Source organism: Protofrankia sp. Cj3 (assembly GCF_917627355.1).
Taxonomy (GTDB): Bacteria; Actinomycetota; Actinomycetes; order Frankiales; family Frankiaceae; genus Protofrankia.
In genome coordinates, this window is the sequence record NZ_CAKJTR010000006.1 from 12,276 (window position 1) to 25,968 (window position 13,693).

A 13,693-nucleotide genomic window follows, 5' to 3' on the forward strand; every position below is an offset into this window, starting at 1 on the left:
TCATCGGTATGACGTGATTCTTCGCTTTCCCAGACCCGTGGTGCACTGATCCCTGGCGTTCCCCGGTCGTCGGCGTCGTCACAACGCCCGCGACCGGGGAACGCCTTTGTTGTGCTCGCCACTGTTTGTCATGCCCGGGTCCCGGGGCAGACTTCTCCGGGGCGTTTGAAAAACTGTTCGGGTCATTGGCCCGCGGGTGCTGGTTCATTCGTCCCAAGTTGGCTGTCCACGATATTTGGTCACGGCTTCCGAGCGTAAAACAATAGTGCGAAGACAAGCTGTCGTATTGTGCCGGCGGGTCCGGTGACGACCGGCGGTGAACCATGTGGCGCCAGGCGCTCGCACCGTTGGTCCCAGGGCTTTTCGACACCCGGCCCGGGGCTCCTCAGCTATTCGTCCCAGAATCGCGGATGCGGCCGAAACGTTACTGCGAAGATACGGCGCTTAAAGAGCGTGAAACAACGGTGGACGACATTCCTAATCGCGGCGCTTCAACGGCGAGGCCCGCGGAGGTCGCCACCGGTCGCGGACAGCTGACCGCGGGCCCGCGCATCTCGCCACCTTCCTTTTCGACTGACGGAGGGCAACTGTGAGGCACGACAGCGTGATCGGGTTCTGTGACACCACCCTGCGTGATGGTGAGCAGGCCCCGGGAGTTGCCTTCACGGCCGAGGAGAAGCTCGCCATCGCCGTCGCGCTCGACCAGGCGGGAGTACAGCAGATCGAGGCGGGCGTGCCGGCCATGGGCTCGGCCGAGCGCGAAGTACTGCGTCGTATCGCGTCCGCCGGGCTGCGGGCGGAGATCGTCGCTTGGTGCCGGGCGATGCGGTCCGACATCGACGCGGCGGTCACCGCTGGCGTCCGTCGCGTTCACATCAGTATCCCCGTCTCCGACCTGCACCTTGCGCACAAGTTCGGTCGTGACCGGGCGTGGGCGCGTACCCGGATCCGCGAGTGCGCCGCCGCCGCCCTCGACCTGGGCCTGCTGGTCGGGGTCGGGTTTGAGGATGCTTCGCGGGCGGACGACGGCTTCGTCATCGAGCTCGCGGGCGAACTGTCCCGCGATGGTGTCGACCGCCTGCGCTGGGCCGACACCGTCGGGGTCCTCGAGCCTTTCGGCGCCTGGGCCCGCGCGTCCCAGCTGGTGGGCGCGGTGCCCGCCAACTGGGAGATCCACGCCCATGACGACTTCGGTCTCGCCACCGCCAACACGCTCGCGGCGGTCCGGGCGGGCTTCGGGTTCGTCAGCACCACGGTCGCGGGGCTGGGTGAACGGGCCGGCAACGCGCCCATGGAGGAGGTGGCGATGGCACTGCGCCACCTGTTCGGCCTCAGGGCCAGCCTGGACACCACGTCCTTCCGGGCGCTCGCGGCCCTGGTCTCGCGCGCGGCACGCCGTCCGATGCCGTGCGGGAAGGCCATCGTCGGTGGGGCGGCGTTCATGCACGAGTCCGGTATCCACGTGGACGGGGTGCTCAAGGCGCCCAGCCTCTACGAGCCCTTCGACCCCGCTGAGGTCGGCGCCCGGCGCCGCCTGGTCGTGGGCAAGCACGCGGGGCGGGCGTCGGTGCGCCACGCCCTGCGCAAGCACGGGATCGATGCGGACGAGCGCGTTCTCGGACCGGTCCTGGAGGGTCTGCGCTCGCAGGTCTGCATGCTCAAGCGCCCGTTGCGCTCGGACGAGATCCGCGATCTCTACGAGCGGTTCCAGGTTTCCGTCACCTGTACCAGCACGGCTGTCTGTACCAGCACGGCTACCTGAACGAACTCTGGTTTTCCGACATGGACGCACGCTCGGGCGTGCGGTGAGGAGCACACAGCGATGAGGCAGATCGCCTTTTACGGCAAGGGTGGTATCGGTAAGTCCACCACTCAGCAGAACACGATGGCGGCGCTTGCTACTCGCGGCAACCGTATCATGATCGTTGGCTGCGACCCGAAGGCGGACTCGACCCGTCTGATCCTGCACTCGAAGGCGCAGACCTCGGTTCTGGCCCTGGCCGCGGAGAAGGGCTCGGTCGAGGATCTCGAGCTGGAGGAGGTGCTGCTGTCCGGTGAGTTCGACATCCGTTGCGTCGAGTCCGGTGGTCCCGAGCCGGGCGTGGGCTGCGCGGGCCGTGGTGTGATCACCGCGATCACCTTCCTCGAGGAGAACGGCGCCTACGAGGACCTCGACTTCGTCTGCTACGACGTCCTCGGTGACGTCGTGTGTGGCGGCTTCGCCATGCCGATCCGCCAGGGCAAGGCCCAGGAGATCTACATCGTCACCTCCGGTGAGATGATGGCCATGTACGCGGCGAACAACATCGCCCGAGGCATCCTGAAGTACGCGCATTCCGGTGGTGTCCGCCTCGGTGGGCTTATCTGCAACAGCCGCAAGACCGACCGTGAGGACGAGCTCATCACCGAGCTCGCGCGGCGGCTGAACACCCAGATGATCCACTTCGTGCCCCGCGACAACATCGTTCAGCACGCCGAGCTGCGCCGGATGACGGTTCTGGAGTACGCGCCCGAGTCCAACCAGGCGAATGAGTACAAGGAACTGGCACGCAAGATCGAAGAGAACGACATGAAGACCATCCCCACGCCGATCACCATGGACGAGCTCGAGGAGCTCCTGATCGACTTCGGGATCATGGAGCAGGAGGACGAGTCAATCGTCGGCCAGAAGGCCACCGCGGTCGCGTGACCAGGCGAACTTCTCATCAGAAAGGTCTGTCGTGACTCCTCCTGTGACTCCCCCCGGGACGCCGGTCGCCGGCACCCAGGCAATGATCGACGATGTTCTCGCCGGGTATCCGGCCAAGGCCGCGAAGTTCCGGGCCAAGCACATCAAGCCCAACGACCCTGACGGGTCGAAGGAGTGCGAGGTCAAGTCCAACATCAAGTCGCGTCCTGGTGTGATGACGATCCGCGGCTGCGCCTACGCCGGTTCCAAGGGCGTGGTGTGGGGCCCGATCAAGGACATGGTCCATATCAGCCATGGCCCGGTGGGCTGCGGCCAGTACTCCTGGGCCTCCCGGCGCAACTACTCGCACGGTACCCGCGGCGTCGACAACTTCGTCACGTTCCAGTTCACCAGCGACTTCCAGGAACGCGACATCGTGTTCGGTGGTGACAAGAAGCTCGCCGCGATCTGCAAGGAGATCTCCGAGCTGTTCCCGCTGGCCAAAGGTATCTCCATCCAGTCCGAGTGCCCGATCGGCCTGATCGGTGACGACATCGACGCGGTCGCCCGCGAGGCGTCGAAGGAACTGGACATGCCGGTCGTCCCGGTGAAGTGCGAGGGTTTCCGCGGCGTCAGCCAGTCGCTGGGCCACCACATCGCCAACGACGCCATCCGGGACATCGTGCTCGGCACCCGGGACACCACCAAGCAGACCGCATATGACGTCGCCCTGATCGGTGACTACAACATCGGCGGCGACGCGTGGGCATCCCGGCGCATTCTGGAGGACATGGGCCTGCGGGTGGTGGCCCAGTGGTCCGGCGACGGCACGCTCAACGAGCTGTCCACCAGCCACATGACCAAGCTGAACCTGATTCACTGCTACCGCTCCATGAACTACATCTGCACCACGATGGAGGAGCGTTTCGGCACCCCGTGGACCGAGTTCAACTTCTTCGGCCCGACCAAGATTGTTGAGTCGATGCGGAAGATCGCGTCGTTCTTCGATGACACGATCAAGGAGAAGACCGAGGCCGCGATCGCCAGCTACCAGCCCCTGTTCGACCTGGTGCGCAACGAGTACCGGCCGCGGCTGGAGGGCAAGCGGGTGATGCTGCTCGTCGGTGGCCTGCGCCCGCGGCACACCATCGGCGCCTACGAGGATCTCGGCATGGAGATCATCGGTACCGGCTACGAGTTCGCCCACAAGGATGACTACAGCCGCACCAACCCCGAGCTCGGCGAGGGCGTCGTGATCTACGACGACCCGAGCGCCTACGAGCTGGAGGAGTTCGCCCGCCGGCTGCGGCCCGACCTGATGGGTGCCGGCGTGAAGGAGAAGTACGTCTTCCACAAGATGGGGCTTCCCTTCCGCCAGATGCACTCCTGGGATTACTCCGGCCCATACCACGGTGTCGACGGCTTCGCCGTGTTCGCCCGCGACATGGACATCGCGATCAACAGCCCGACCTGGAACCTGTTCCAGGCGCCCTGGTCCACGGCCGCCGCGTAGGCCCCTACGGTGTGTTTCGAAAGTTGTCGTTCGATCAGGGAGCCGCGTTCAGGCGGTTCCTGGCAAGGCCGCGGGCCACACCGATACCGGATGAGTGGTATCGGTGTGGCCGAGAACGCGGCCAGGGGCCGCCTGGGCGTGGCGAGCCGGACAGCTGGCTTTCGAAACACGCCCTAGCCGTCGGCGCGAGCGCGGCAGTGAGCGCGCCGACGGCGGGCCGGGGTGACCGACCTGGTGATCCGGCGGCTCGGGAACCGTTTTCTGATCGGCTCCCGAGCCGCCGGGGGAGTGGCCCCGCCAGGTTGTGAAAGGCGCCGGCCGAGGGCTGGTCGCGTTCCGTTGGAAGCGCGATCGCCGGAAGCAGGCCGGGCGGCCCCGTACGCCAGTCCGCCGTAGCGAATCGGTCTCTCCCGGATCGCGGCGCAAGCAGCTGTCCGGGGGAAGCCGCTCCTTCCTCCCCATCGATTACATAAGAGGGCGTTCGCATGACAGACAATCCCGTACCTCTTCGCGTGCTCGACCACAACGAGCTGTTCAAGGCTCCGCACTTCCAGGAGCAGTTCGACCGCAAGCGTGAGTTCGAGGACCCCGCCGACCCCGCCGAGATCGCTCGGGTCGCGGACTGGACCCGTTCCTGGGAGTACCGGGAGAAGAACTTCGCCCGGGAGGCGCTCACCATCGACCCGGGCAAGGCCTGCCAGCCACTCGGCGCGCTGCTCGCGGCTATTGGGTTCGCCGGCACGCTCCCGCTCGTTCACGGTTCCCAGGGCTGCGTAGCGTACTTCCGCAGCTACTTCGCCCGGCATTTCAAGGAGCCGTTCCCGGCGGCGTCGTCGTCGATGACCGAGGACGCCGCCGTCTTCGGTGGCCTCAACAACCTCATCGAGGCGCTGGAGAACGCCACCGCGCTCTACAAGCCGGACATGGTCGCGGTCTCCACCACCTGCATGGCCGAGGTCATCGGTGACGACCTGCAGAACTTTATCGGTATAGCCCGGGAGAAGGGTGCCATCTCCGCGGACTACCCGGTACCCTACGCGCACACCCCGAGTTTTGTCGGCTCGCACCTCACGGGCTACGACAACATGATGAAGGGTATTCTTTCCTACCTGAACGCGGGAAAGAAAGCGAAGAAGTCCAACGGCACGCTGAACGTGGTGCCGGGCTTCGAGACCTACACCGGCAACCTGCGCGAGATCAAGCGGCTGCTCACCCTGCTGGGCGTCAAGCACGTCCTGCTCGGCGACCACACCGACGCTCTGGACTCGCCGGCCACCGGAGACTACGAACTGTACCCGGGCGGCACGCCGTTGCCGGTGGCCGCCGATGCGATCAACGCCAAGGCGACCCTGTTCCTGCAGGAGAGCGCCACGCGTAAGACCGCTGAGCTGGTGCGCACCGAGTGGGGGCAGCAGACCGCCACGGTGCCGCTGCCGATCGGCGTGGGCAACACCGACCGGTTCGTCACCGAGGTGGCGGCCCTCACCGGGGTCAAGGTCCCCGCCGCCGTCACCGCCGAGCGCGGCCGGCTGGTCGACGCGATGACCGACTCACACGCCTACCTGCACGGTAAGCGCGCGGCGGTCATGGGTGACCCCGACCTCGTCGTGGCGCTGCTCGGCTTCCTGCTGGAGCTCGGTATCGTGCCGGTACACGTGGTGTCCACCAACGGTGACGAGGAATTCAAGCAGCGCGCCGAAGCCGTCCTCGCCGCGAGCCCCTACGGCGGCCACGCCACGGTCTGGACGGGCAAGGACCAGTGGCACCTGCGGTCACTGCTGTTCACCGAGCCGGTCGATCTGCTGGTCGGGAACTCGTACCTGAAGTTCCTGTCGCGGGAGGCGAACCTGCCGCTGATCCGGGTCGGCTTCCCCATCCCGGACCGGCACCATCTGCACCGGTTCCCCATCGTCGGCTACGAGGGCGGGATCAACCTGCTCGCCCAGTTCGTGAACACCGTGCTCGACGAGCTCGACCGCAACGCCCCGGACCACAGCTTCGACGTCATTCGCTGAGGTGAACATGGCTGCCCTGACCCGCGGCACGGTCGAACCAGGCAAGTTGTTCGACGAGCCGGCATGCGATCACAACCGTACCAAGGAGCCCGCGGCGCGGAAGGCGGGATGCCCGAAACCCAAGCCGGGCGGCACTGCCGGTGGCTGCGCGTTCGACGGTTCGATGATCACGTTGGTGCCCATCACCGACGTCGCCCATGTGGTGCACGGCCCGATCGCCTGTGCCGGCAACTCGTGGGACGGTCGGGGCAGCCTCTCCTCCGGTCCGACGCTCTACCGGCGCGGATTCGCCACCGACATCGGCGAGCAGGAGGTGGTCTTCGGCGGTGAGCAGCGTCTCTACGACACCATCGTCGAGGCCGCCCGGCGCCACCATCCACCCGCCGTCTTTGTCTATTCCACCTGCGTCACCGCGATGATCGGCGACGATATCGACGCGGTGTGCGCGGCTGCGGCGACCGTGACCGGGATACCGGTCGTCCCGGTGCACGCGCCGGGCTTCGCCGGCAGTAAGAACTTCGGCAACCGTCTCGCCGGTCAGGCGTTGCTGGAACATGTGATCGGTACGGTCGAGCCGGCGTTCAGCACCCCGTATGACGTGAATCTGGTCGGCGAGTACAACATCGCCGGCGAGTTGTGGGACGTCGCCCCGGTGCTTGCCAAGCTCGGCATCCGAGTGCTGGCGAGCATCAGCGGCGACGCCAGGTACGCCGACGTCGCCGCCGCCCACCGCGCCCGGGCGACGATGGTCGTCTGCTCGCGGGCGCTGCTCTCGCTCGCCCGCGGGCTGGAGGATCGCTACGGCATCCCGTGGTTCGAGGGCAGCTTCTACGGCCTGCGGGCGATGGCCGCGACGCTGCGTGGATTTGCGGGTCTTCTCGGCGGTGACGAGCTCGCCTGGCGCGCGAACGAGCTCATTACCGCCGAGGAGGCCGACGTCGCGGCGGCGCTCGCCCCGTACCGGGAACGGCTCGCCGGGGCCCGTGCCGTGCTCTACACCGGCGGCGTCAAGAGCTGGTCGTTGGTCTCGGCACTGCAGGACCTCGGGGTGGAGGTCGTTGCCTCCGGAGCGACGAAGAGCACCGACGATGACGTCGACAAGATTGTTTCGTTGCTCGGCCCGGATGGCCGGGTGATCAGGGACGGGAATCCGGCGGAGCTGCTGCGGCTCGTCCGCGAGACCCAGGCCGACATACTCATCGCCGGTGGGCGTAACCAGTACACCGCGCTCAAGGGCAGGCTGCCGTTCCTGGACGTCAACCAGGAACGGCAGCACGCTTTCGCTGGCTACGCCGGGATGGTGGAGTTCGCCCGCCGTCTTGACCTGGCGCTGTCCAGCCCGGTCTGGGAGCAGGTCCGCGCGCCAGCCCCGTGGGAGCGGCCCGCCGCCGCGGGAACGGACGGGGCGAGCTGATGGCGCGTGTGGTGCCCGGCGCGACCGGCGCGGCGTTCGATCCGCTCAAGCACAGCCAACCTCTCGGCGGTGCTCTGGTCTTCTTGGGGCTGGCGCGCTCGATCCCGCTGCTGCACGGTGCTCAGGGCTGCACGGCGTTTGCCAAGGCCCTGCTGACACGTCACTTCCGCGAACCGATTCCTTTGCAGACCACCGCGGTCACCGAGGTCACAGCGGTACTCGGCGCCTCCGATTCGGTTATTGCCGCGCTGGATACTATTACTGAGCGTAATAATCCGGATGTGATCGGGGTACTCACCACCGGCATGACGGAGGTCAACGGTGAGGACCTGCTCGGTGTCCTGCGGACGTCCCGATACGCGCCGCGGACCTCCTGTTTTCCGGCGCAGGGGCACCCGCTGGTTGTCCCGGTGTCCACACCGGACTTCCGCGGTGGTTTGTCGGACGGCTGGGCGGCCGCGTTGGAGGCCCTGGTCGGAGCGGTCCCAGCTGCCGGTACGACACGTGCGGAGCAGCTGGCGGTGCTGGTAGGCCCGTCGCTGTCCGCTGTCGACCTCGACGAGGTGGCCGGGCTGGTGCGGGCGTTCGGGCTTGCCCCGGTACTCGTCCCGGACCTGTCCGGATCACTCGACGGTCATCTCGACGAAGCCTGGTCGCCGCTGACCACCGGTGGCACGAGCGTGGCGGACCTGCTCGGTCTCGGAGCTTCGGGCGCGGTGGCGGCGATCGGCGCGACTGCCGCTGGCGCGGGAGCGGTGTTGGCCGCCCGCGCGGCCGCACCTCTCACGGCTCATGATCATTTGAGTGGGTTGGCGGCGGTCGACCGGCTGGTGCACGCGTTGATGGATTTCAGCGGTGTGCCCGCACCCGAGGAGGTCCGCCGGTGGCGGCGTCGCCTCGCGGACGGCCTGATGGACAGCCACTTCGTCCTCGGTGGCGCGCGGGTCGCGCTGGCGGGTGAGCCGGAACAGCTCGTCGCGGTGGGTTCGCTCCTCTACGACGCGGGCGCGGAGATCGTCGCGGCGGTGTCTCCGACCGAGGCCGCGGTTCTGGAGCGGGCGCCCTGGGACGAGGTGGTCGTCGGTGACTTCGTCGATCTCGCTGAACGGGCCGCCGCCGCCGGGGCCGAGCTCGTCGTCGCGTCCAGCCGTGGTCGTGAGGTGGCCAACCGGATCGGCGCGGCCCACCTGGCCGTGGGCTTCCCGGTTTATGACCGTCTCGGCGCGCAGCTGCGGGCCACCGCGGGTTACCGCGGCAGCCTCCACCTGCTTGTCGACGCGGCCAACTGCCTTCTTGATTATCGCTCCGGCCGGTGTGCCGGATCGGGACGTGAGCATTCCCCGACCCGGTCGAACAAGCGTTATGAGGAGTTGACGTGCTGAAAGTCGCATTTGCCACGAGTGACGGCAGCGCCGTCGACCAGCATTTTGGGCTGTGTTGCCGGTTCGACGTGTACGAGGTCTCGGCGACCACGGCCGAGCTGATGGAGACGCGCACGCTCGCTCCAGCCGGCGATGACGAGGACAACAAGATTGAAAGCAGGCTGGCGGCGGTGGCCGACTGCTCGATCCTCCATGTCTGCGCGATCGGCGGGTCCGCCGCGGCCCGGGTGGTGAAGGCCAAGGTCCATCCGGTGAAGACGGCTGAGGACACCCGGGTGACCGATCTGATCGAGCGGCTGCAAGGCGTGCTCGCTGGTAACCCGCCGCCGTGGTTGCGCAAGGTCCTGCGCCAGCACTCGCCGGATCTTGCGCCCACCTGGAACCCCCGATGAGCGGCATGGCCGGCCCCGGGCATGACGTAAGCGCAGCCATCGGCAACGGCTTCGTGCGTGACCTGGTCGACCAGCTGCGGGCTGGCGACACCTACGGGCAGTTCGACCGGCTCGGCGCCGAGAAGCTGCTCGGTCCGTTCGTGCTCACCGCGGCACGCCGCCGCGAGCTCGGAATCACCTGTGACGTCGATCCGGCGACCGAGGGCCGGCTGCGCACCTATTACCAGGCGGTCGCCGCCGGCATCGAGAAGGCCACCGGCCAGGTCACCAGCTATGTGCTGGACCTCAGCCAGGAGGGGTTCGGCCGAGTCGTGGTGTTCGTCGGCCGGCTTGTGGTCATCTGCGACGTGCTGCGCGACGCCCACCGGTTCGGCTTCGACTCCATCGATCATCTCGCCGAGCGTGGTGCGGCACTGGTAAACGCCGCCGCCGCACTCGTCGGCACCTACCCGGAGGTGGCTCGTGACGACTTCTGACGAGATCCCCCAGCTGCAGACGAAGCTGAAGAAGCTCAACAGCCTCGCTACCAGGTTGAAGCTCGACCTGCATGACCTGGCCGAGGACCTGCCGGTCGGCTGGGAGCAGATCATTGAGACGGCCACCGCGACCTACAACGCCTACGTCGAGATCCACCGGTTGGAACGAGAACTGGCAAAGGTGGACGCTCGATGAGCGGCCTGCTGGCGGCCTTCGGCCGTGCCGGGACCGCCGAGGAGTATTTCGAGGTCCTCGATGTCCCCTACGATCCGCGGGTGGTCGCCGTCAACCGGCTGCACATCCTTCGGCACTTCTCCGCCGCGGTTGCCCGGATCGACGCCGCGGTGGCAGCGCCGGATGCCCGCATGGCGGCATATCGGGCGGCGCTCGCCGACGCCCATGAGGCGTTCACCACCGGCACCGCACTGGACCACCGCCTGTTCAAGGTCCTGGCCGACCGTGCCCCGCGGGCGTTCGTCGCGCTGGACGCCGTCACCGTCGAATCACAGGAGAGTGCGCGATGAGGGCTGCGTTCGATGTCGGCGACGAGGTCGTGACCGTCAAGGTACTGCGTAACGACGGGACCTACCCGGAGCCCGGCATTGCTGTCGGTGACGTCCTGGTGGACGCAGGGTCTGTGGGACATGTCCGCGGTGTCGGGCTCTACCTGCAGGAGCACATCGTCTACGCGGTCGCGTTCACCAACGGCCGAGTCGTCGGATGCCTGGAGAAGGAACTGCAACCGGCCGTCGTCGTGGCAAGCCACGAGGCCCGTCACGAAGGAGGTGAGCCGGCATGACCGAGGGGTCCATCCCGCTCACGGTGCTGCCCTCCCCGCGGGCCGGCGAGCGGCCGGTGCCCGCGCGGAAGGAGGCGGCTGGCCAGCAGGCGCCACCCGGCGGCGGGTGCGCGTCGACCAGGGGCTGCGGCAGCGGCGCTACCGGCCTTGACCCGGAGATCGCCGACAAGATCGCGAACCATCCCTGTTACAGCCAGGAAGCCCACCAGTACTACGCCCGGATGCACGTGCCGGTCGCGCCCGGCTGCAACATCCAGTGCAACTACTGCAACCGCAAGTTCGACTGCGCGAACGAGAGCCGGCCCGGCGTCACCAGCCGGCTGCTGTCCCCGCAGGAGGCGCTCGCCAAGGTCAAACGGGTCGCCAGCGAAATCAAGCAGATGAGCGTGCTCGGCGTCGCCGGGCCGGGCGAGCCGCTGGCGAACGCGCGCCGCACCTTCGCCACGATGGAGCTGGTGGCCCGCGACTGCCCGGACATCAAACTGTGCGTGTCCACCAACGGCCTCACCCTCGTCGACCACGTCGATCGCATCGAACAGCTCGGCATCGACCACGTCACGATCACCATCAACATGACCGACCCCGAGGTCGGAGCGCGGATCTACCCGTGGATCACCTTCCGCGGCAAGCGCTACACCGGTACGGAGGCGTCGAAGATCCTGTCCGAGCGGCAGCTGGAAGGGCTGGCCGCGCTGACCGAGCGCAAGATCCTCTGTAAGGTCAACTCGGTGATGATCCCCGGGGTCAACGACGAGCACCTGGTCGAGGTCTCCCGGACGGTCAGGGGCATGGGCGCGTTCCTGCACAACGTGATGCCGCTGGTGTCCGCGCCCGAGCACGGCACCCACTACGGCCTGACCGGGCAGCGCGGGCCGACGCCGCAGGAGCTCAAGGCGTTGCAGGATCGCTGCGCGGGCGACGACGGTGCCCAGATGACCATGATGCGCCACTGTCGCCAGTGCCGGGCCGACGCGGTCGGGCTGCTGGGGGAGGACCGCAGCGAGGAGTTCGGCCCGGAGACCTATGCCGGCGAGGTCACCTATGACCTGGCCGGTCGGCAGGCGGCCCAGGCCGCGATCGAACGCTGGCGCGCCGATGTGCGGGCCACCCGCGAGGAGCTGCGGCTCTCCGCGGACGGGATCACCCGGCCGGACCGGACCGTCCTGGTCGCGGTCGCCACCAAGGGCGGCGGCGTGGTCAACCAGCACTTCGGCCATGCCGAGGAGTTCTGGGTCTACGAGGCGGGCGAGAACTGGGCGCGCCTGGTCGGGACCCGCAGCGTCGAGCGCTACTGCGAGGGCCCGTCCGCATGCGACGAGGACGAGCCGGTTCTCGACAAGACCGTCCGGCTGCTGTCGGACTGCGCGGCCGTGCTGTGCAGCAAGATCGGCAATGGGCCGCGGGAGGCACTGGGCGCGGCTGGGATCGAAGCCGTGGAGCGGTACGACCTCATCGAGTCCGCGGTCGCGGCCGAGGGTGCGCGCCTGGCGGCCCGGCTGCCGGTCGAGCCGGCCGAGCCGGCCGACGAGCCGCGGGCCGGGCGGGCGCCGTTGGCGGGCCACCTCGTAGCGAAGGCATGATCATGATTAGTAAGCTTCGAGTCACTCTCACCGAGCGTGCGAGTGAGCAGGTGCGTGCCCTGCTCACCAGGGACGAGGCGACCGCCGGCTACGGCCTGCGGGTCGGCGCTGAGCCCGGTGGCTGCTCGGGTTACCGGTACAGCCTGGCACTCGCGCCCGCCGCCGCAAAGGGAGATGTCATCGTCCGCCAGGACGGGTTCGACGTGCTCGTCGACACGGCGTCGGCGTCGATGGTCGACGGGGTCCGCATCGACTATGTCGAGTCGCTGACCTCGTCCGGTTTCGTCTTCGCCAATCCCGACAACTCAGACCCGTGCTCGTGCGGATCGTCGTTCTCGGCGCCGCGGCCGGACGGGAACGAGGCCGAGGTGTGGCGGCAGGTGGAGGACGCGATGGCGCTGATCCGGCCGTTCCTGCAGCGTGACGGTGGAGACGCGTCGGTGGTCGACGTCACCGGCGGTGTCGTGTCGGTGCGGCTGACCGGCGCCTGCGGGGGGTGCTCCTCCGCGCTGGACACGCTGGCCGGCGTCATCGAGCGTCAACTGAAGGAATCGGTGCCCGCGGTTGAGCGAGTCGTCCTCGCTTCCTGACCGCGCCTGGGTGTATCGGGAGATGGACCAGTGAGTATCGCGATCAGCTTCACCGAGCGGGCCGCGGGCCAGGTCCGCGTACTGCTCGACCGGGCGCCGACAGCGCCCGCGTCGGGCCTGCGGATCGGTGTCGACACGTCCGGTAACTGTGCGGGCCACCGCTACCGGCTTGCGGTCGTGCCTGTGCCGGCCGACGGTGATGTCGTCACCCGGGTCGGGGATTTCGAGGTGTTCGTCCCCGCGGATGCGGCCGAGCAGTTCGACGGCATGCGTGTCGACTACAGCGAGTCGCTGATGTCGTCCGGCTTCACCTTCTACAACCCGAACGCGCGCGGCGGCTGCCTGTGCGGGCCCTCGTTCGTGCCCCCCGTCCAGCCCGACGGGGTGGAGACCTCCCTGCTGCAGAAGGCGAACGTGGCGATCCAGTACATCCGGCCGCACCTGCAGCTCGCCGGCCGTGACGCGGCTGTCGTCGGAGTCGCCGACGGTGTGGTCTCGGTACGGCTGACCGGTGCCGGTCTGGAGCGCGAGGCCGAGGTGACCGCGTTGGTGCGGACGGTCGAGCAACAGCTCAGGGCGGCCGTCCCGGATATCAGGAGAGTCGTGCCCGCCGCCGTGGGCCGGTAGCGGAGGCAGCGACATGGGCGGGGAGATGGGCGGGGACATGCAGCGCTTTGCGCGCCAGTTGACACTGGATGGCTTCGGCGGATCAGGACAGGAGCGGCTGTGCGAGGCGACGGTGCTTGTGGCGGGGGTGGGTGGGGGTGGGCGGCGCCGTCGCTACCTACCTCGCCGCGGCTGGCGTCGGGCGGCTGGTCCTCGTGCATCCCGGCGCCCTCGAGATACCAGACCTCAACCGACAG

Annotated in this window: 14 protein-coding genes and 1 pseudogene; all 15 read left to right on the forward strand. The window is 68.0% G+C overall.

Features of this window, described 5'->3' with window-relative positions:
* Positions 1-589 precede the first annotated feature (589 nt).
* A complete protein-coding gene (nifV, locus tag MJ783_RS01550) occupies positions 590-1,762 on the forward strand; it encodes a homocitrate synthase (RefSeq protein WP_239308093.1) in 1,173 nt (390 codons plus the stop codon).
* 60 nt (positions 1,763-1,822) lie between these two features.
* Positions 1,823-2,689, forward strand: a complete 867-nt coding sequence (nifH, locus tag MJ783_RS01555; RefSeq protein ID WP_239308094.1) for a nitrogenase iron protein — start codon at positions 1,823-1,825, stop codon at positions 2,687-2,689.
* An 82-nt stretch (positions 2,690-2,771) separates the two neighbouring features.
* Complete coding sequence (gene nifD, locus MJ783_RS01560) at positions 2,772-4,181, forward strand: nitrogenase molybdenum-iron protein alpha chain (RefSeq protein ID WP_308128295.1); 1,410 nt, start codon at positions 2,772-2,774, stop codon at positions 4,179-4,181.
* Between the two features lie 485 nt (positions 4,182-4,666).
* Positions 4,667-6,196 carry a nitrogenase molybdenum-iron protein subunit beta gene (gene nifK / locus MJ783_RS01565; protein WP_239308096.1) on the forward strand — a complete coding sequence of 510 codons (1,530 nt, stop codon included), beginning with the start codon at positions 4,667-4,669 and terminating at the stop codon, positions 6,194-6,196.
* A gap of 7 nt (positions 6,197-6,203) precedes the next feature.
* A complete protein-coding gene (gene nifE, locus MJ783_RS01570; RefSeq protein WP_239308097.1) occupies positions 6,204-7,610 on the forward strand; it encodes a nitrogenase iron-molybdenum cofactor biosynthesis protein NifE in 1,407 nt (468 codons plus the stop codon).
* Complete coding sequence (gene nifN, locus MJ783_RS01575) at positions 7,610-8,992, forward strand: nitrogenase iron-molybdenum cofactor biosynthesis protein NifN (RefSeq protein ID WP_239308098.1); 1,383 nt, start codon at positions 7,610-7,612, stop codon at positions 8,990-8,992. Before nifE ends, nifN begins: the two co-directional genes overlap by 1 nt.
* Entirely contained in the window at positions 8,986-9,384 is a 399-nt protein-coding gene (nifX, locus tag MJ783_RS01580) for a nitrogen fixation protein NifX (protein ID WP_239308099.1), read from the forward strand. The genes nifN and nifX overlap by 7 nt, the downstream gene beginning before the upstream one ends.
* Positions 9,381-9,860, forward strand: a complete 480-nt coding sequence (locus MJ783_RS01585) for a NifX-associated nitrogen fixation protein (RefSeq protein WP_239308100.1) — start codon at positions 9,381-9,383, stop codon at positions 9,858-9,860. Before nifX ends, MJ783_RS01585 begins: the two co-directional genes overlap by 4 nt.
* A complete protein-coding gene (locus MJ783_RS01590; RefSeq protein WP_239308101.1) occupies positions 9,847-10,056 on the forward strand; it encodes a CCE_0567 family metalloprotein in 210 nt (69 codons plus the stop codon). The genes MJ783_RS01585 and MJ783_RS01590 overlap by 14 nt, the downstream gene beginning before the upstream one ends.
* Positions 10,053-10,385, forward strand: coding sequence for a nitrogenase-stabilizing/protective protein NifW (locus MJ783_RS01595; RefSeq protein WP_239308102.1), 333 nt, complete (start codon positions 10,053-10,055; stop codon positions 10,383-10,385). Before MJ783_RS01590 ends, MJ783_RS01595 begins: the two co-directional genes overlap by 4 nt.
* Positions 10,382-10,660: a nitrogen fixation protein NifZ gene (locus MJ783_RS01600; RefSeq protein WP_239308103.1), complete on the forward strand. Its 279-nt coding sequence runs from the start codon at positions 10,382-10,384 to the stop codon at positions 10,658-10,660. The genes MJ783_RS01595 and MJ783_RS01600 overlap by 4 nt, the downstream gene beginning before the upstream one ends.
* On the forward strand, positions 10,657-12,240 hold the full coding sequence (gene nifB, locus MJ783_RS01605; protein WP_239308104.1) for a nitrogenase cofactor biosynthesis protein NifB: 1,584 nt from the start codon (positions 10,657-10,659) through the stop codon (positions 12,238-12,240). Before MJ783_RS01600 ends, nifB begins: the two co-directional genes overlap by 4 nt.
* A 2-nt stretch (positions 12,241-12,242) precedes the next feature.
* Complete coding sequence (locus tag MJ783_RS01610) at positions 12,243-12,830, forward strand: iron-sulfur cluster assembly accessory protein (protein WP_239308105.1); 588 nt, start codon at positions 12,243-12,245, stop codon at positions 12,828-12,830.
* A 30-nt stretch (positions 12,831-12,860) separates the two neighbouring features.
* Complete coding sequence (locus MJ783_RS01615) at positions 12,861-13,457, forward strand: iron-sulfur cluster assembly accessory protein (RefSeq protein WP_239308106.1); 597 nt, start codon at positions 12,861-12,863, stop codon at positions 13,455-13,457.
* A 25-nt stretch (positions 13,458-13,482) separates the two neighbouring features.
* A pseudogene (locus MJ783_RS01620) lies at positions 13,483-13,693 on the forward strand (ThiF family adenylyltransferase); the annotation flags it as partial.